The organism is Sphaerisporangium sp. NPDC004334 (assembly GCF_053602655.1).
In genome coordinates this window covers 122,973-139,832 of record NZ_JBSGDZ010000011.1, presented here as the reverse complement: position 1 = coordinate 139,832, position 16,860 = coordinate 122,973, and the positions used below count along the sequence as shown (strand labels likewise).

General features: G+C 69.6%; 19 protein-coding genes. 15 read left to right on the top strand and 4 right to left on the bottom strand.

The features are described from left to right. Positions 1-706 (bottom strand): hypothetical protein (locus ACWEN6_RS16210; RefSeq protein ID WP_452570891.1); only part of this gene is annotated, 706 nt, incomplete at its 3' end. A 117-nt stretch (positions 707-823) separates the two neighbouring features. On the opposite strand from ACWEN6_RS16210, the gene ACWEN6_RS16205 reads away from it, so the two are divergent. From ACWEN6_RS16205 to ACWEN6_RS16140, 14 genes are all read left to right on the top strand, one after another. After that, complete coding sequence (locus ACWEN6_RS16205) at positions 824-1,390, top strand: hypothetical protein (RefSeq protein WP_452570890.1); 567 nt, start codon at positions 824-826, stop codon at positions 1,388-1,390. 16 nt (positions 1,391-1,406) lie between these two features. After that, positions 1,407-1,784 (top strand): hypothetical protein, encoded by a 378-nt coding sequence (locus ACWEN6_RS16200; protein ID WP_354841827.1) that lies wholly within the window; start codon positions 1,407-1,409, stop codon positions 1,782-1,784. A gap of 561 nt (positions 1,785-2,345) precedes the next feature. Then, complete coding sequence (locus ACWEN6_RS16195) at positions 2,346-3,569, top strand: serine hydroxymethyltransferase (RefSeq protein WP_452570889.1); 1,224 nt, start codon at positions 2,346-2,348, stop codon at positions 3,567-3,569. Positions 3,570-3,630: 61 nt separating this feature from the next. Continuing rightward, complete coding sequence (locus ACWEN6_RS16190) at positions 3,631-4,869, top strand: glycosyltransferase family 4 protein (protein ID WP_452570888.1); 1,239 nt, start codon at positions 3,631-3,633, stop codon at positions 4,867-4,869. Positions 4,870-5,078: 209 nt separating this feature from the next. Next, positions 5,079-5,507, top strand: a complete 429-nt coding sequence (locus tag ACWEN6_RS16185; RefSeq protein ID WP_354841835.1) for a hypothetical protein — start codon at positions 5,079-5,081, stop codon at positions 5,505-5,507. A 289-nt stretch (positions 5,508-5,796) separates the two neighbouring features. Beyond that, on the top strand, positions 5,797-6,588 hold the full coding sequence (gene atpB / locus ACWEN6_RS16180; RefSeq protein ID WP_354841838.1) for a F0F1 ATP synthase subunit A: 792 nt from the start codon (positions 5,797-5,799) through the stop codon (positions 6,586-6,588). Between the two features lie 91 nt (positions 6,589-6,679). Then, a complete protein-coding gene (gene atpE / locus ACWEN6_RS16175; protein ID WP_354841841.1) occupies positions 6,680-6,913 on the top strand; it encodes an ATP synthase F0 subunit C in 234 nt (77 codons plus the stop codon). Positions 6,914-6,945: 32 nt separating this feature from the next. Next, positions 6,946-7,485, top strand: coding sequence for a F0F1 ATP synthase subunit B (locus ACWEN6_RS16170; RefSeq protein ID WP_452570887.1), 540 nt, complete (start codon positions 6,946-6,948; stop codon positions 7,483-7,485). After that, a complete protein-coding gene (locus ACWEN6_RS16165; RefSeq protein WP_452570886.1) occupies positions 7,485-8,294 on the top strand; it encodes a F0F1 ATP synthase subunit delta in 810 nt (269 codons plus the stop codon). The genes ACWEN6_RS16170 and ACWEN6_RS16165 overlap by 1 nt, the downstream gene beginning before the upstream one ends. Positions 8,295-8,334: 40 nt before the next feature. Beyond that, positions 8,335-9,984, top strand: a complete 1,650-nt coding sequence (gene atpA, locus ACWEN6_RS16160) for a F0F1 ATP synthase subunit alpha (RefSeq protein WP_452570885.1) — start codon at positions 8,335-8,337, stop codon at positions 9,982-9,984. A gap of 3 nt (positions 9,985-9,987) precedes the next feature. Further along, positions 9,988-10,890 (top strand): F0F1 ATP synthase subunit gamma, encoded by a 903-nt coding sequence (locus ACWEN6_RS16155; protein ID WP_354841851.1) that lies wholly within the window; start codon positions 9,988-9,990, stop codon positions 10,888-10,890. 9 nt (positions 10,891-10,899) lie between these two features. After that, complete coding sequence (gene atpD / locus ACWEN6_RS16150) at positions 10,900-12,327, top strand: F0F1 ATP synthase subunit beta (RefSeq protein ID WP_452570884.1); 1,428 nt, start codon at positions 10,900-10,902, stop codon at positions 12,325-12,327. 52 nt (positions 12,328-12,379) lie between these two features. After that, positions 12,380-12,781 (top strand): F0F1 ATP synthase subunit epsilon, encoded by a 402-nt coding sequence (locus tag ACWEN6_RS16145; RefSeq protein ID WP_354916508.1) that lies wholly within the window; start codon positions 12,380-12,382, stop codon positions 12,779-12,781. 52 nt (positions 12,782-12,833) lie between these two features. Further along, the gene (locus ACWEN6_RS16140) at positions 12,834-13,199 is read left to right on the top strand and encodes a DUF2550 domain-containing protein (RefSeq protein ID WP_354916511.1); all 366 of its coding nucleotides are present in this window, start codon (positions 12,834-12,836) and stop codon (positions 13,197-13,199) included. 202 nt (positions 13,200-13,401) lie between these two features. On the opposite strand, the gene ACWEN6_RS16135 is transcribed toward ACWEN6_RS16140, so the two are convergent. Beyond that, the gene (locus ACWEN6_RS16135) at positions 13,402-13,992 is read right to left on the bottom strand and encodes a cob(I)yrinic acid a,c-diamide adenosyltransferase (protein ID WP_354916514.1); all 591 of its coding nucleotides are present in this window, start codon (positions 13,990-13,992) and stop codon (positions 13,402-13,404) included. Between the two features lie 176 nt (positions 13,993-14,168). Here ACWEN6_RS16135 and ACWEN6_RS16130 point away from each other — a divergent pair, with 176 nt between their 5' ends. Then, entirely contained in the window at positions 14,169-14,486 is a 318-nt protein-coding gene (locus ACWEN6_RS16130) for an STAS domain-containing protein (RefSeq protein WP_354916517.1), read from the top strand. Positions 14,487-14,615: 129 nt separating this feature from the next. Here the strand turns inward: ACWEN6_RS16130 and ACWEN6_RS16125 are convergent, their stop codons facing one another. Next, positions 14,616-15,224: a TetR/AcrR family transcriptional regulator gene (locus tag ACWEN6_RS16125; RefSeq protein ID WP_452570883.1), complete on the bottom strand. Its 609-nt coding sequence runs from the start codon at positions 15,222-15,224 to the stop codon at positions 14,616-14,618. Positions 15,225-15,304: 80 nt separating this feature from the next. Beyond that, positions 15,305-16,792 (bottom strand): aldehyde dehydrogenase family protein, encoded by a 1,488-nt coding sequence (locus tag ACWEN6_RS16120; RefSeq protein ID WP_452570882.1) that lies wholly within the window; start codon positions 16,790-16,792, stop codon positions 15,305-15,307. Positions 16,793-16,860: the final 68 nt, after the last annotated feature.

Sequence of the window (16,860 nt, the reverse complement as noted above, 5' to 3'; positions counted from 1 at the left end):
GCACGATCCTGCGCCTAAGCACGATCCTGCGCCTAAGCACGATCCTGCGCCTAAGCACGATCCTGCGCCTAAGCACGATCCTGCGCCTAAGCACGATCCTGCGCCTAAGCACGACCCGACGCCCCGTGTGGATTCGGGGCCTCAGGGAGGCGAGCCGCAGTACGTCGAGCCCACTGACGGCAACCCGCAGGGCGGCCCGGACAGCCAGGCTCCCCTTACTCCTCCCGAGCAGCCCGACACGCCCGACCAGCAGCCCCACGCAGTCGATCAGCGTCCCGACGCGCCACAGCACCAGTCGCCTGTCCCGGATCAGCCGCCCTCGACCCCCGACCAACAACCGGGTGCGCCGGACCAGCAGCCGAACACGGTGGATCAGCGTCCTGACGCGCCGCAGCAGCAGTCGCCTGGACCCGATCAGCAGCCGGATGGCGTGCATCAGCAGCCGTCGGTCCCTGATCAGCAGCCGAGTGCGCCGGACCAGCAGCCGAACGCGGTCGATCAGCGCCCCGACGCGCCGCAGCAGCAGCCGAGTGCGCCGGATCAGCATCAGCCGTCGGCTCCGGATCATCAGCCGAGCGCGGTGGATCAGCGCCCCGACGCGCCGCAGCAGCAGTCGCCTGTTCCTGACCAGCAGCCGAATGGGGTGGATCAGCAGCCGTCGGTTCCTGATCAGTACCAGCCGTCGGGCCTTGATCAGCAGCCGCATGGGGTGGAACAGCGGCCTGATGGGCCGGTGCAGGGGCCGGATGTGGGGGATGGGCAGCTTGATACCCCTAAGGTGGACAATCCTCATGACATCGACACCTCGCAGGAGCGGACGCGGGTGATCGACGTCGACGGGGTGCGTGTCGTCGAGGTGACCATGAAGCCGCCGAGCGGGGAGTACCTGCGCTGGCTGGTGCAGAACATGGACAAGATCCCGCCGATGGACCAACCGGTGATCGTGCCGCCGGACGGGGCGCACCCGGGGCATCCGCACCCGGATGGTCATGTCGGCCACATCCAGCCCCACGAGCCGTCCGGTACGGCCAAGCCGTCAGCGCCGCTTCCGCCGGACTCGCCCCACTCGTCCGCCGACGCCGCTTCGTCGACGTCCGCCGGCAATTCCGGTCCGGTGGCTTCCGGGGTCGCTGAGGGTGGCCATGAGGCTCTACAGGGGCACGTGGAGCCGGGTGAGCAGGTCCGGTCGGGTCTGTACTCGCCGTCGGAAGGTGAGGCCCGTCACGGCCATTTCGGCGCCTACGGAGGGCACGCCGCCACGTTCGCGGCCGGTGACCCGTACGAGAATGGGGCCGGTGACCCGTATGAGGACGGGGGCGGTGGCCTGTACGAGGACGGGGACTCCGGTTCGTCGTCGCGGGGCAGGTTCGATCCGTCGTCCGGTTCGTGAAGGAGGGCCGCCAGAGATGTACGCCGATCCCCCGGCTCCGCAGCCGCTCCAGCCCGGAGAGAGCCCGCCCGGCTCGGCCGACCCGTTCAGCCCGGACGGGCAGGCGACGAGCTGGCGGTTCAACCCCGAGTACCAGAAGCTCATCGACCTGTGGCAGCAGGTGATGCCGATGCTGGAGCAGCTCACCACCTCGCTGGACAAGGCGCAGCAGATGGCCCGCAGCAGGGATGTCTGGGACGCGCCGGTCGCCGAGCGCTACGTCCAGGACATGAGCGAGTGGCGCAACCGCCTGAGCATGTACCGCCAGTCGGTGCTCTCGGCGATCAGCGACCAGGCCGCGGACACTCCGCGCTGGGTCCCGGTCGCGGCCGGCGCCCCCCACGCCTACAGCTGACCCGCTCAGTGGCCGACCCGCTCAGTGGCCGACCCGCTCAGTGGCCGACCCGCAGTAGCCGACCCGCTCGGTCGTTGCCCGGAGCATCTGTTCGTACCATCGGCCGGCCTACGCTATCGGCCGCTCAGAACCGCCGGCCGCTTAGAACCGGGGCCGATCCGAACCGCCGGTCGGTCGGGGCGGTCGGCCGGTCCGGGCTCGCGGCCGGTCGGGACGATCGCCGATCGTCGGTGGGTGCGGATGGCGATGAGGGCGGGCTTACAGTGGGGAGATCGGTGTCCTTACCACGCGCGGGTCCGTGCGAGGGGAAGGAGTGGTGAGCCAGCCATGCACGCGAGACGGCCTGACCACGAATCACCCGGCCCGGGCGACCGCCCTGACCGCGACTCCGCGCCGGATGCGCGTCCTGTCCAAGACTTCGCCGCGAATGCGCGTCCAGAGCGCGCCCCCGCCGACGATGCGCGTTCTGAGCGCGAACCGGCGCAAGGGGGAGGTGGCTCTCGCGCTTCTGTTCAGGGTGGACGGGGTGACGGAAAGTTCTATGGGCCCGACTTCGGGGAGTTGCGGCGGCGCGATCCGGAGATGGCGCAGGTGCTGCTCGACGAGCTCGACCGGCTTCGCGGCGGGTTGCAGCTGATCGCCAGCGAGAACTACGCCTCGCCCGCCGTCATCGCGGCTCTCGGGTCCACGCTGACCAACAAGTACGCCGAGGGCTACCCGGGCAGGCGGTACTACGGCGGCTGCGAGGTGGTGGACCGGGCCGAGCTGCTGGCGATCGAGCGGGCGAAGGCGCTGTTCGGGGCCGATCACGTCAACGTCCAGCCGCATTCGGGCGCGTCGGCGAACCTCGCCGCGTACGCCGCGCTGCTCCGGCCGGGGGACACGGTGCTGGCGATGGCGCTGTCGCACGGCGGCCACCTCACCCACGGCTCCAAGGTGAACTTCTCCGGCCGCTGGTTCGACGTGGTGGCCTACGGGGTGCGGCGCGACACCGAGATGATCGACTACGACGAGGTCCGCGATCTCGCGCTGCGGCACCAGCCGAAGATGATCATTTGTGGCGCCACCGCCTACCCCCGGCTCATCGACCACGCGGTGTTCCGCGGGATCGCCGACGAGGTGGGCGCGTGGCTGCTGGTGGACGCCGCGCACACCATCGGCCTGGTGGCCGGCAGGGCGGTGCCCTCGCCGGTGCCGCACGCCGACGTGGTGACGTTCACGACGCACAAGGCGATGCGCGGGCCGAGGGGCGGCGGCATCCTGTGCACCTCCGAGCTGGCCTCGCGCATCGACCGGGCGGTCTTCCCCTTCACCCAGGGCGGCCCGCTGATGCACGCGGTCGCGGCCAAGGCGGTGGCATTCGGAGAGGCGCTGCGGCCGGAGTTCCGCGCGTACGCCGCGCAGGTCATCGTGAACTGCCGCGCGCTGACCGACGCGCTGGCGGCCGAGGACATGCGCCCGGTGTCCGGCGGCACCGACACCCATCTGGCGCTCATCGACCTGCGCGGCGTCGGGGTGACCGGCGCGGCGGCCGAGCAGAGCTGTGCGCGGGCGGGCGTCATCCTCAACCGCAACGCGATCCCCTACGACCCGGAACCGCCGACGGTGACCTCGGGCATCCGGGTCGGCACACCGTGCGTGACGACGCAGGGCATGGGGGTCAGCGAGATGAAGGAGATCGGATCGATGGTGGCGCAGGCCGTGCGTCATCCGGGTGCGATAGCGTCGGTGGCCGAGAGGGTGACGCAGCTCACGCGGGGTCACCCGGCATATCCACGTGGTTAATGTGCAGTTCTGTGTAATTTTCCGGTCACATCTGACCGAACAATCCGGGAAACTGGGGTCTGTGCGCGAATACCTCCTCATGGCGTCGGTGGCAGCGGTGGTCACCTACCTGCTGGTCCCGCTGGTCAGGGTTTTCGCCCTGCGCATCGGGGCCGCGCCCGAGATCCGCGAGAGAGACGTGCACACCGTCCGCACCCCTCGGCTGGGCGGCCTGGCGATGTACGCCGGCATGCTCGCGGGGCTGTTCGTGGCGAGCCGGCTGGACCACATCGGCGAGAAGCTCGCCGACCCGCGCATGGGCGACGGCCACACGGTCATCGCCCTGGCCCTCGCGGGCGGGGTCATCGTGGTCATCGGCTTCCTGGACGACTGGTGGGGCATGGACGCCTTCGTCAAGCTCGGCGGCCAGATCGCCGCGGCGGGGCTGCTGGTCGCCTTCAAGCTGACCCTGCTGTGGATTCCGCTGCCGAACGGCCAGACGGTCAGCCTGGACAACACGCTGACAACGATCATCACGATCATGGTGGTGGTCGTCGCCATCAACGCGGTGAACTTCGTGGACGGCCTGGACGGCCTGGCGGCGGGCATCGTCTGCATCGCGGCGATGGCGACCTTCGCCTGGACCGTCGCGCTGACCGACAGCCTCGACCAGGGGCGCCTCAGCATCACGGCGGCCATCACGGCCATCCTCATCGGCATGTGCCTGGGCTTCCTGCCGCACAACTTCCACCCCGCCAAGATCTTCATGGGTGACACCGGGGCGATGCTGATCGGCCTGGTGCTGGCGACCTCGGTCGTCACGGTGACCGGCACGGTCGACTACAACGGGGCGGCCGGCGACATCAACCGCTTCCCGGTCGTCCTGCCCATCCTGCTCCCGCTCGCGGTGATGGTTCTCCCGCTGGCCGACCTGATCATGGCGGTGGTGCGGCGCACGTCCTACGGCAAGTCGCCGTTCGCGCCCGACCGCGGCCACCTGCACCACCGCCTGCTGCAGATCGGCCACTCGCACCGGCGCACGGTGCTGATCATGTACGCGTGGACGTTCCTGTTCGCCGCGACGGTCGTGGGTCTGTCGGTCGGCGGGGTGCCGCTGATCGTCTTCCCGGTCGTCGTGCTGCTGGCGCTGGCCGTGCTGGTGATGATGGGCCTTCCCCTGTGGCGGTCCGGCCGGGGCGGGCGCGGTGGCGGCGTCCGCGCCACGCGCCGGGGGCCGGCTCCCGACGCCGGGCCGGCGGCCGAGGACCCATCGGTGCCCGGGACGGCAGGCGCTTCCCACGTCACGGCCACCAGCGGCTGACCCGGCCTGCATCCGAGCCGGCATCCGGGCCTGCGCGCAGATCATCTTCTGCTCTCGCCCGGGCGTTCACCTGCACGAAAGCGCAGGTAAAGGCGGCACTCCCTGAGCTTGTGATATCTTTCACTAGCAGTGGGCCCGGCAAGGCCCGGGCAACGCCAGCCCTGTAAGGTAGCAATCGCTCGCTTGACAACTTATGCCCTGGAGCACCGATGCAGGACAACGATCTCCGAATACTCAGAGCGGCCGTGATCCCGACGGCTCTGGTCGGCCTGATCGCTGTGGTGGCCGCCGCGTTCCTCGCGGGCTCCAAGGGCGCGCTCGGCTCGGGCATCGGGGTGCTCGTCGTGGTCGCCTTCTTCACCATCAGCCTGATCGCCGTCGCCTACGCCGCGCGCATCTCTCCGACGATCATGATGGCCGCGGCGATGGGCACCTACCTGGTGAAGATCCTGCTGCTCGCGGTGCTGCTCGAACGCTTCGCCGACGCCACCACGTGGGATCCGCAGTCGTTCAGCCTGACCGTCATCGCCTGCACCATCTGCTGGACCATCGGCGAGGCGCGCGGTTTCCTGCGTCTTCGCATGCTCTATGTCGATCCCGAGGTCAAAGTTCCCGGCCAGGTCGAGGAGAAGAGGTGAGCCGTCATGCTCCGCACCGCCGCTTCCCTTACACTCTCATCGGCAGACGAGGTTCGGCCGGTCACCGTCGGGCCCCCGAGATGACGATCTCTCGAGGCTGGCTCGATATGACTAGTCACAGCCGCGCCTGCTATTGTCGCGTGCGCGGTAAACAAGGTCGGGGAACATCTGTCGGAGCCATCGAGCCCTGGCCTCCTCGCCCTCTTTCTACTTCTCATCCGGTCCGCCCGTCCGCGGCGAGGTCACCGGATGGCCACTTGACCGATCAACACGACGAAGGGAATGACGAGTGAGCGCCACGCTGACGCCTCTCGCCTCCGATGAGTTCCAGGCTCCGGGGCTCGGCATTTTCGACTGGCCGCCGCTCGTCGAAGGTCAGGCCTGGTTCAACAAGCCGGCCCTCCTCGCGCTGGTCGGCACGCTGCTGGTCATGGTGCTCACCTACTTCGCGTTCTCCCGGCCGAAGCTCGTGCCGCGAGGGTTCCAGAACGCCGGTGAGCTCGCCTACCAGTTCGTCCGCGAGCAGATCGCCCGGCCGAACCTCGGCAAGGACAGCGACCGCTGGATGCCGCTGCTGTTCACCCTGTTCCTGTTCGTGCTGGTCATGAACCTGTTCGGGTCGGTCATCTTCATCCAGTTCCCCGTGATGTCGCGCATCGGCTACCCGGCGATCCTGTCGATCTTCGTCTGGCTGCTGGTGATGTACCTGGGCATCAAGCACCAGGGGCCCATCGGCTTCTTCAAGAACGTGATGTTCCCCCCCGGGCTGCCCGGCTGGATCTACGTGCTGGTCGCGCCCATCGAGTTCATCTCGACCTTCTTCCTGCGCCACATCACCCACGCGGTCCGGCTGTTCGCCACCATGATGGCCGGCCACCTGATCATCGCGCTGTTCTCCGAGGTCGGCTGGCACTTCCTGGCCACCAACCTGACTCCGCTCGGCGCGCCGCTCGGCATCCTGGGCGTCGCGATGACCATCCTGCTGACCGCCTTCGAGATCTTCATCCAGGCGCTGCAGGCCTACGTGTTCGCGCTGCTCGCGGCGATGTTCATCAACGACGCGCTGCACCCGGCCCACTGAGACCCGCCCTCTGCGGCACCCCTTCCGTTAGCCCCGCCCGACACCTCCGGTGGGCACACACCCACTGGTCGATAGAAAAGGAAAACCACGCATGTCTGCTGCTGTTCTCGCCGAAGTGACCGGCAACCTCGGTTCCATCGGTTACGGCCTGGCGGCGATCGGCCCCGGCATCGGCATCGGCATCATCTTCGGCCAGGGCGTGCAGGCCATCGCCCGCCAGCCGGAGGCCTACGGCTTGATCCGTCAGAACATGATCCTGGGCTTCGTTTTCGCCGAGGCGCTCGCGCTGATCGGTATTGCGCTCGCGTTCGCCTTCCGGGCCTGACAGACGACCGGCTCTGAAGGAAGGCGGCATTCATGTACGCGCTAGCGGCAGAGGAAGCGACCAACCCACTCCTGCCTGACCTGGCCGAAATGGTCATCGGCGGGGTGTCGTTCCTGGTCGTTCTGTTCTTCATCGGCCGCCTCCTTGTGCCCCGCATCCAGAAGACCCTGGAGATGCGGACCGAGGCCATCGAAGGCGGCCTCAAGAAGGCCGAGGAGGCCCAGGCCGAAGCCCAGCAGACGCTGGAGGACTACCGGGCCAAGCTGGCCGAGGCCCGTCACGAGGCCGCCCGCATGCGCGAGGAGGCCCGCGAGCAGGCCGCGCAGATCAAGGCCGAGCTGCGCGAGGAGGCCCAGGCCGAGGCGCGCCGTCTCATCGAGGCGGCGCACGCCCAGATCGAGGCCGACCGCCAGCAGGCCTTCACCCAGCTGCGCGCCGAGCTCGGCCGCCTGTCCATCGAGCTGGCGAGCCGCATCGTCGGCGAGTCGCTGGAGAACCAGGCCCGGCAGAGCGGCGTCGTGGACCGCTTCCTCGATGAGCTGGAGTCCGCCGGCGAGGCGGCGGTGCGCTGATGAGGGGCCTGAGCCGTAGTTCGTTCGCCGAGGTCGAAGAGCGCTTCAACGCGGTCGCGGCCTCGGCAGACCTCGGTCGGCTGGCGCAGGATCTCGGCGCGGTCGCCGTCCTGCTCGACAACGAGCACGGGCTGCGGCGCAACCTCGCCGACCCGGCCCGCCCGGTGGAGCGCAAGGCCGAGGTCGTCCGCGGCCTGCTCGGCGGCAAGATCGCCGAAGCCGCGCTGGAGACCGTCATCGCGGCCGTCTCGGCGCGGTGGTCCAGGTCGCCCGACCTGTCGGACGCCCTGGAGCGGCTCAGCGTCATCGCCTCGGCCGCCGAGGCCGAGTCGGCGAGCAGGCTCGACGACGTCGAAGACGAGTTGTTCCGCTTCGGCCGCATCGTCGAGGCCAACCCCGCGCTGCGCATGGCGCTGGTCGACCCCGCCGTCCCGGCGGACGCCAAGCGGGGGCTGGTCGCCGACCTGCTGCGCGACAGGGTGGCGCCGACGTCCCTGCGCCTGGTCACGCAGCTCGTGCTGCACCCGCGAGGACGTAGTTTGGAACGTGGGCTGGAGGAGTACGGCCAGCTCGTGGCGGAGCAGCGGCAGCAACTTGTCGCCGTGGTGCGCAGCGCGGTCCCGCTGACCGACGCGCAGAAGCAGCGCCTCACCGCCTGGTTGCGCACCACCTACGGACGGGACGTCCACCTCAACACCGAGGTGGACCCGCGGGTGCTCGGTGGGTTCTCGGTCCGGCTCGGTGACGAGCTGATCGACACCACGATCGCAGGACGTATTGAAGAAGTCCGCCGCCGGTTGGCCGGCTAGCAGTGTCAGGGCGGCCGATGATTAGGGAGACTGAAAAGAGATGTCGGAGCTGACGATCCGGCCGGACGAGATCCGGGACGCGCTTGAGCGCTTCGTTCAGGCGTACGAGCCGGAAGGCGCCGCGCGCGAGGAGATCGGGACCGTCGTCGACGCCGGCGACGGCATCGCCCACATCTCCGGCCTTCCTTCCGCGATGGCGAACGAGCTGCTGGAGTTCGAGGACGGTACGCGCGGTCTGGCGCTGAACCTGGATGTCCGCGAGATCGGCGCGGTCATCCTGGGCGAGTTCAGCGGCGTCGAGGAGGGCCAGTCGGTCCGCCGGACGGGCGAGGTCCTGTCCGTGCCGGTCGGCGACGGCTTCCTCGGCCGCGTGGTCGACCCGCTGGGCAACCCGCTCGACGGCAAGGGCGCCATCGAGGCCGAGCGGCGTCGTCCGCTCGAGCTGCAGGCCCCCTCCGTCGTCCAGCGGCAGCCGGTGAAGGAGCCGCTGCAGACCGGCCTCAAGGCGATCGACGCCATGACGCCGATCGGCCGCGGCCAGCGCCAGCTGATCATCGGTGACCGCGGCACGGGCAAGACCGCGATCGCCGTGGACACCATCCTCAACCAGCGCGAGAACTGGGCCACCGGCGACCCGACCAAGCAGGTCCGCTGCGTCTACGTCGCGATCGGCCAGAAGGGCTCGACGATCGCGCAGGTCCGGGCACGCCTGGAGGAGGCGGGCGCGATGGAGTACACCACCATCGTCGCCGCCCCGGCCTCCGACCCGGCCGGCTTCAAGTACCTGGCGCCCTACACCGGTTCGGCCATCGGCCAGCACTGGATGTACCAGGGCAAGCACGTGCTCATCGTGTTCGACGACCTGACCAAGCAGGCCGACGCCTACCGCGCCGTGTCCCTGCTGCTGCGCCGTCCGCCGGGCCGCGAGGCGTTCCCCGGCGACGTCTTCTACTTGCACTCCCGTCTGCTGGAGCGCTGCGCCAAGCTGTCGGACGACCTCGGCGCGGGTTCGATGACCGGTCTGCCGATCATCGAGACCAAGGGCAACGACGTCTCGGCGTTCATCCCGACCAACGTGATCTCCATCACCGACGGTCAGTGCTTCCTGGAGACCGACCTGTTCAACTCGGGCGTCCGCCCGGCGATCAACGTCGGTGTCTCGGTGTCCCGAGTCGGCGGCTCGGCGCAGATCAAGGCGATGCGCAAGGTCGCCGGCACGCTGCGCCTGTCGCTGTCGCAGTACCGCGACCTGGAGGCCTTCGCGGCCTTCGCCTCCGACCTGGACGCGGCCTCCCGCGCCCAGCTCGAGCGCGGCGCCCGTCTGGTCGAGCTGCTCAAGCAGCCCCAGTACACGCCGTTCCCGGTGGAGAAGGAGGTCGTCTCGGTCTGGGCCGGCACCAGCGGCGAGCTGGACGACGTCCCGCTCGAGGACATCCGGCGCTTCGAGACCGAGTTCCTGGAGACCCTCTCCACCTCCTACAAGGGCGTCCTGGACGCCATCCGGGAGACCAGGGAGCTCGGCGACGACACCGTCACCACCCTCAAGGACGCGATCACCGAGTTCAAGAAGGGCTTCCAGACCTCCTCCGGTGAGATGCTGGTGCAGGACGAGCCCGTCGAGGCCCTGAGCGCGGACGAGGTCGGCCAGGAGAAGATCGTGAAGCACGTCCGCCCGACCGAGAAGAAGTAGCCCATGGGTGCCCAGCTAAGACTGCTGCGGCGGCGGATCCGGTCGGTCAGGTCCACGGCGAAGATCACGCGCGCCCAGGAGCTCATCGCCTCGTCCCGCATCATCAAGGCGCAGCAGCGCATGGAGGCGGCCGTCCCGTACGAGCGCGAGATCACTCGCGCGGTGTCGGCCGTCCTGAGCAACAGCGCCGACATCGACCACCCGCTGACGGTCGCCAAGGAGCGGCCGTCCACGGCGGGCGTGCTGATCGTCACCAGCGACCGCGGCTTCGCCGGAGGCTTCAACGCCAACATCCTGCGCGAGGCCGAGGCGCTGGCCGGTCACCTGCGCGGCCGCGGCATCGAGATCAAGCCGTTCGTCGTCGGGCGCAAGGGCATCACCTGGCACCGCTTCCGCAGCCGGGAGATGAGCGGAGAATGGTCGGGCTTCTCCGACAGCCCCGCCTACGCCCACGCCAAGGAGATCGCCGGCGCGCTGGTCTCGGCCTTCGAGGACGAGAACGGCATCGACGAGATCCACGTCGTCTACACCGGGTTCGTCTCGATGCTGACGCAAGAGGTGCAGGTCAAGCGCATCCTGCCGCTCGAGGTGGAGGAGACCACCGAAGAGCCGGCCGAGGGCCCGCTGCCGTACTACGAGTTCGAGCCGACCGCGGGCGAGGTGCTCAACCAGCTCCTTCCCCGCTACATCGAGTCGCGCATCTTCAACGCGCTGCTGCAGTCGGCCGCTTCGGAGCACGCCTCGCGTCGCCGGGCGATGAAGTCGGCGACCGACAACGCCAACGAGCTCATCCGCGCGTTCACCCAGCAGATGAACCAGGCTCGTCAGGCCGAGATCACCCAGGAAATCAGCGAGATCGTCGGTGGAGCGAACGCGCTCGCCGACGCCTCTGCGGGGAAAGAGTGAGAAACCACAATGACTGTTGAGACCGTCGCGACCGCCGTAGGTCGTGTGGCCCGCGTCACGGGTCCCGTCGTCGACGTGGAGTTCCCCGTCGAGGCCATGCCGGACATCTACAACGCCCTTACCGTCGAGGTGGCCCTCGGCGGCGAGAGTAAGACGCTGACCATGGAGGTCGCCCAGCACCTGGGTGACAACCTGGTCCGCGCCATCTCCATGCAGCCCACCGACGGCCTGGTGCGGGGCGCCGCCGTCACCGACAGCGGCGGCCCCATCTCGGTGCCGGTCGGCGACGTCGTCAAGGGCCACGTGTGGAACGCCCTCGGCGAGCCGCTGGACACCGACAAGGCGTCGCTGCAGGTCAACGAGCGCTGGGGCATCCACCGGAAGTCGCCGGCGTTCGACACCCTGGAGTCGCGCACCGAGATGCTGCCCACCGGCATCAAGGTCATCGACCTGCTCACCCCGTACGTCAAGGGTGGCAAGATCGGCCTGTTCGGCGGCGCCGGCGTCGGCAAGACCGTCCTCATCCAGGAGATGATCCGCCGCGTCGCGCTGAAGTTCTCCGGCACGTCGGTGTTCGCCGGCGTCGGCGAGCGCACCCGCGAGGGCAACGACCTGTGGCTGGAGATGGACGAGGCGGACGTCCTGAAGGACACCGCCCTGGTGTTCGGCCAGATGGACGAGCCGCCGGGCACCCGCCTGCGCGTCGCCCTGTCGGCCCTCACCATGGCCGAGTACTTCCGCGACGTCCAGAAGCAGGACGTGCTGCTGTTCATCGACAACATCTTCCGGTTCACCCAGGCCGGTTCCGAGGTGTCGACGCTGCTCGGGCGCATGCCCTCCGCCGTGGGTTACCAGCCGACGCTGGCCGACGAGATGGGCGTCCTCCAGGAGCGCATCACCTCCACCCGCGGTCACTCGATCACCTCCATGCAGGCGATCTACGTCCCCGCGGACGACATCACCGACCCGGCCCCGCACAACGCGTTCGCGCACCTCGACGCGCAGACCGTTCTGTCCCGGCCGATCTCGGAAAAGGGCATCTACCCCGCGGTGGACCCGCTCGACTCCAGCTCCCGCATCCTCGACCCGCAGGTCGTCGGCGAGGAGCACTACCGGGTCGCCCAGGAGACCAAGCGCATCCTGCAGAAGTACAAGGAACTGCAGGACATCATCGCCATCCTGGGCATCGACGAGCTCTCCGAAGAGGACCGCGTCACCGTGCAGCGGGCCCGCCGCATCGAGCGCTTCCTGTCCCACCCGATGTACGCCGCCGAGGCGTTCACCGGCCAGCCGGGAGAGTTCGTGCCGGTCGAGGAGACCATCCACTCCTTCAAGGGTCTGTGCGAGGGCGAGTACGACCACCTGCCCGAGCAGGCGTTCTTCATGGTCGGCGGCATCGACCAGGCCATCGCCAAGGCCAAGGAACTGGCCCGCTGACGACGGAATGCCGGTACGGTCGCGCCGTACCGGCATTCGAGGAAGGTGTGTGATGGCAAAGCTCCGCATCGGAGTGGTGTCGCCGGAACGTGAGATCTGGTCCGGCGAGGCCGACATGGTGATTGCCAAGACCGTGGACGGCGAGATCGGTATTATGCCGAATCACGCGCCCGTGCTCGGTGTCCTCGTCGAGGGCGGCGTCCTGCGCATCCGGCGCGGCGACGGTGACGACGTCATCGCCGCCGTGCACGGCGGTTTCATCTCGGTGGCCAACAACGACGTGTCGGTGCTGGCCGAGACGGCCGAGCTCGGCTCCGAGGTGGACGTCGCGTCGGCGCGCGACGCGCTCCAGCGGGCGCTCGCCTCCGTCGAGGCCGACAACGAGGACGCCGAGGCCCAGATCGAGGCCAAACGTGCTCGGGCCCGGCTGCGTGCGGCCGGCGAAGAGGTCTGATAAATACACCGACATGAACGTGGGGGCGGCAATGGCGGCGCTTGACATACTGGTGAGCGTTGTGGTCATCGCCGCCCTGATCGTTCTGCGCGGGGTGCTGCTGGCACGATCCCGCGGGAACGTCGTATGTAGTCTGCGGACCAAAGACCGCGCATGGAGGAGCGGAGTGGCCCGCTACGCGGGCGGAGAGCTCCATTGGATCCCTTTCCTGGGACTGCGACTGAGGCCGCGCCACGCTATCGCGAGGCGCGGCCTCACCGTTTCCACCCGCCGCCCCCTCGCCGGCGACGAGGGCCCCGCCGGCTACTGGACCGTCGACTGCGCGGGCGTGTCCCTCGCGATGAGCGAGGACGCCCTCACCGGCTTCCTCGCCTGGGTCGAGTCCGCCCCACCCAGCGCCCACCTCGACGCGGCGTGATATTCGCCCCGCTCCGCTCGGCGAGCTCGGGGCGCCTTTGAGGCGGCGTCCTTCGTCGTCGTTCACGAGCGCTCGTTCCTCGCACTCGCTCTCTCCTCCTCAGAACACCGCCGCGCCCCGAGCGGGTTCCTTGGCCGATCCGTTGGAATCGTGCGACGGGCTCGGGGGATCCGGCTGTGGTTCTTCTTGACGGGGGTTGGGGTCAGCGGGTGGCGCCGGGTTTCCAGAGGAGTTCGGTGCCGTCCGCGGTGATGCGGCACAGGATGAACATCAGGTCGCTCAGGCGGTTGAGGTAGGTCGCGGTCAGCGGGTTGACGTCGTCGTGGGCCGCGAGGGCCGCCCAGGCCGTGCGCTCGGCCCGCCGGACGACGGTGCGGGCGACGTGCATGAGCGCCGTGCCGGGGGTGCCGCCGGGAAGGATGAAGCTGCGCAGGGGCTTCAGCCGCTCGTTGAACCGGTCGCACTGGGCTTCCAGCCACTCCACGTACGACGGCTCGACGCGCAGCGGCGGGAACTCCGGGTCGGGCGTGACCGGCGTGCACAGGTCCGCTCCGACGTCGAACAGCTCGTTCTGCACGCGGGACAGCACCTCGGCGACCTCAGCGGGCAGGTTTCCCATGGCCATGGCGACGCCGATCGCGGCGTTGGCCTCCTCGACGTCGGCGTAGGCGGCGAGCCGGGGGTCGGTCTTGTGCGTGCGGCTCATGTCGCCGAGGTTCGTGCTGCCGTCGTCTCCCGTGCGCGTATAGATCTTGGAGAGGACGACCGGCTTGTCGTTGTCAGCTCGCGTCATGCCGCCCAGCGTAATCCGGGTGCCCGATCCGCCTGCCCGCGCGGGCCGCGCGCGTGCGGCGGTGCTCGGCCGGACGCCCGCGACGTGCGGTTTCACCAGGAGCGAGGCATGAGGCACGCCGAAGCGGGCAGGGAGACGATGCGGCCTCGACAGGTCGCCGGACATGAGGAGGCGGCATGCGAGGCCGGATGGGTCCGGGTTGCCAGGAGGTCCACGTCGGGTCCCGGCTCGATGTGGGTACCGTCGCGGAGCTGCGGCCGCGCCTGCACGAGGCGGTCGAGAGCGGCGAGGGTGACATGTTCGTCGATCTCTCCGGCCTGGAGATGATCGACTCGGCCGGCCTGGGGGTTCTCGTCGGCACGCATCGCCGTGCGCTACGCGCGGGTCGCCGCCTCGTCCTGCGGGGAGTGCCGCCGCGGGTCATGCGGGTGCTCGCCATCACCCGGTTGCACCGGGTGCTGCGGGTCGAGCTGCCCGTGGCCGCGGTGGCCTAGTCACGCGTCCGCCGCGCGCCGGGGGCGCGCGGGCCCGGGAGCAGGGCCCGGGAGCAGGGCCCGGGAGCACGGTCCAGGAGCGCGGGTCGGGGGCGCCGGGCGGGTACGGCTCGGGCGTTCGCCGGGCGCTCAGGTGCCGAAGGAGCGGCGGAAGATGTGGACGGCCGTCTCGATGAGGTGGTCCAGGGGCGGGCGTTCCTCGGCCAGCACCCACTCGATCAGCAGCTCCTGCAGCGCGCCCACCACCCCGAGGGCGAGCAGGTGGGTCAGGTCCGGCAGGCCGTCCGGCAGGTCTCCCAGGCTCTGTTCGATGATCTCGGTGAAGCCCTTGACCGCGCGCTGCCGGTGGGCGGTGAGGATGTCGCCCGCCCGCCGCACCTCAAGGTGCATGATGCGGGCGCGGCGCAGGTCCCGGGTGACGAAGGTGATGTACTCCCTGATGCCCGCGCAGATCCGGCTGTCGGGGTCGGGCGGCGCCTCGCCGATGGCCTTGGAGACCGCGAGGATGGTCTCCTCGACGCAACGGTCGTACACGGCGCGCATAAGATCTTCGCGACCCGTGAAACATTCATAGAAAGCACGGTTGGAGATGCGCGCCGAGGCGCACAGCCGCTCGATCGTGGTCGCGGTGAAGCCCGCGCCGGCGAACAGCGTGTAGGCGGCGGTCAGCAGCCGTTCCCTGCGGTCGGCTAATCGCTGCTCCGCTGTCATTCCGCGGTAGTCGCGTCCGGTCGCCACTGCTCACCTCGCGTCCTGCTGGCCCCGTAGGAACCCATCATTATGGACGCAAGATCGTTTTTCTGGAAGTATCAGGACAACTACCTCTTGCGTCGACCATGCAGGAATGTGATCAGCTTCACAAGGCGGTCCATCTCCGCGGGGGTCCGGCGGAAGGAGGTGATGGTCATCCCGGGCAACGGGAACCGCTGGCGGGCGATGGCCTTCGGCCGGGCGAACTCGCGCAGCCCGTCCGCGCCGTGGATGCGCCCGAACCCCGAGTCGCCCACGCCGCCGAAGGGCAGCGACGGCACACCCGCGAAAGAGATGACCGAGTTGATGGCCGTCATCCCGCTGAGCATCGCCCGCGCCAGCTCCATGGCCCGCCGCGCGTTGCCCGAGAAGACCGTGCCTCCCAGGCCGTAGGAGACCGCGTTGGTCCTGCGCATCGCCTCCTCGGCGCTCGCGACCTTGCGCACGGTGACCGTCGGCCCGAACGTCTCCTCGCGCACCGCGCTGGAGTCCTCCGGCACGTCCGTCAGCACCACGGGATCGACGTAAGGGGGCCGTACGGACTCGGCGCCGCCGACGACGGCCGTGCCGCCCTTGGCGAGGGCGTCGTCGACGTGCCGCCGGATCACCTCGGTCTGGGCGGGCATCGTGATCGGCCCGTAGTCCTCACCGGTGCGCACCGCCCGCGCCCGCTCGGTGAGCTCGCGCATGAAGGCGTCGTAGACCCCCTCGACCACGTACACGCGCTCGACGCCCACACAGGTCTGCCCGGCGTTGGACATCGCCCCCCACAGCGCGGCGTCGGCCGCGGCGGCGACATCGGCGTCCGCGTCCACGATGAGCGCGTCCTTGCCGCCGCACTCGGCCACCATGGGCGTGAGGTTGGCCGCGCAGGCGGCCATGACCCGCTTGGCGGTGGCCGTCGAGCCGGTGAAGGCGATCTTGCGGACGCCGGGGTCGGCGGCCAGCGCCGCCCCGGTGTCGCCGAGCCCGGTGACCACCTGGAACACCTCGTGCTCGGGCACGCTCTGGCGGAACAGCTCCGCCAGCAGCACGCCGACGCCGGGGGTGAGCTCGCTGGGCTTGAACACCACGGCGTTCCCCGCGGCGAGGGCGTAGGAGATCGACCCCATCGGGGTGAAGACGGGGTAGTTCCACGGCCCTATCACCCCGACCACGCCGAGAGGCAGGTACTCCAGGGTAGCGGCGAGGTTGGCGCCGAGCAGGCCCGGCGAGACGCGGCGCCGGCCGAGGACCTTGCGGGCGTTGCGCGCCGCCCAGTCGAGGTGGGTGATCGTCAGCACCGTCTCCAGCGTGGCGTCGCCGATCGGCTTGCCGGTCTCCTGGTGGACGAGGTCGGCGATGCGGCCGAGGTTGGCGACGAGCACCGCCTTGTAGTCGAGCAGCCGGCGCCTGCGCGCCTCGAAGCCCAGCCCCGCCCACCAGCGGGCCGCCTGTCCCGCGCGCTCCACGGCCGCGTGGACGGCCTCGGCGTCGTGGCGCGGGTGGGTGCCGACGACGGCGCCCGTAGCGGGGTTCAGTGAGTCGAAGGCGGCCTGCTCGGTGGCGGTTGTCATGGCGTCTCCTCCTCGGGCCTCACGGCCGCGCTCGCGCCCGGATGCGCCCGTCCGGGACCACGCTGGCC

Coding starts and splice junctions, on each gene's coding strand:
- ACWEN6_RS16200 (WP_354841827.1), top strand. CDS start 1,407: ATGTACGCCGATCCCCCGGCTCCGCAGCCGCTCCAGCCCGGAGAGAGC.
- ACWEN6_RS16185 (WP_354841835.1), top strand. CDS start 5,079: ATGCAGGACAACGATCTCCGAATACTCAGAGCGGCCGTGATCCCGACG.
- atpE (WP_354841841.1), top strand. CDS start 6,680: ATGTCTGCTGCTGTTCTCGCCGAAGTGACCGGCAACCTCGGTTCCATC.
- ACWEN6_RS16170 (WP_452570887.1), top strand. CDS start 6,946: ATGTACGCGCTAGCGGCAGAGGAAGCGACCAACCCACTCCTGCCTGAC.
- ACWEN6_RS16165 (WP_452570886.1), top strand. CDS start 7,485: ATGAGGGGCCTGAGCCGTAGTTCGTTCGCCGAGGTCGAAGAGCGCTTC.
- atpA (WP_452570885.1), top strand. CDS start 8,335: ATGTCGGAGCTGACGATCCGGCCGGACGAGATCCGGGACGCGCTTGAG.
- ACWEN6_RS16155 (WP_354841851.1), top strand. CDS start 9,988: ATGGGTGCCCAGCTAAGACTGCTGCGGCGGCGGATCCGGTCGGTCAGG.
- atpD (WP_452570884.1), top strand. CDS start 10,900: ATGACTGTTGAGACCGTCGCGACCGCCGTAGGTCGTGTGGCCCGCGTC.
- ACWEN6_RS16145 (WP_354916508.1), top strand. CDS start 12,380: ATGGCAAAGCTCCGCATCGGAGTGGTGTCGCCGGAACGTGAGATCTGG.
- ACWEN6_RS16135 (WP_354916514.1), bottom strand. CDS start 13,992: ATGACGCGAGCTGACAACGACAAGCCGGTCGTCCTCTCCAAGATCTAT.
- ACWEN6_RS16130 (WP_354916517.1), top strand. CDS start 14,169: ATGCGAGGCCGGATGGGTCCGGGTTGCCAGGAGGTCCACGTCGGGTCC.
- ACWEN6_RS16120 (WP_452570882.1), bottom strand. CDS start 16,792: ATGACAACCGCCACCGAGCAGGCCGCCTTCGACTCACTGAACCCCGCT.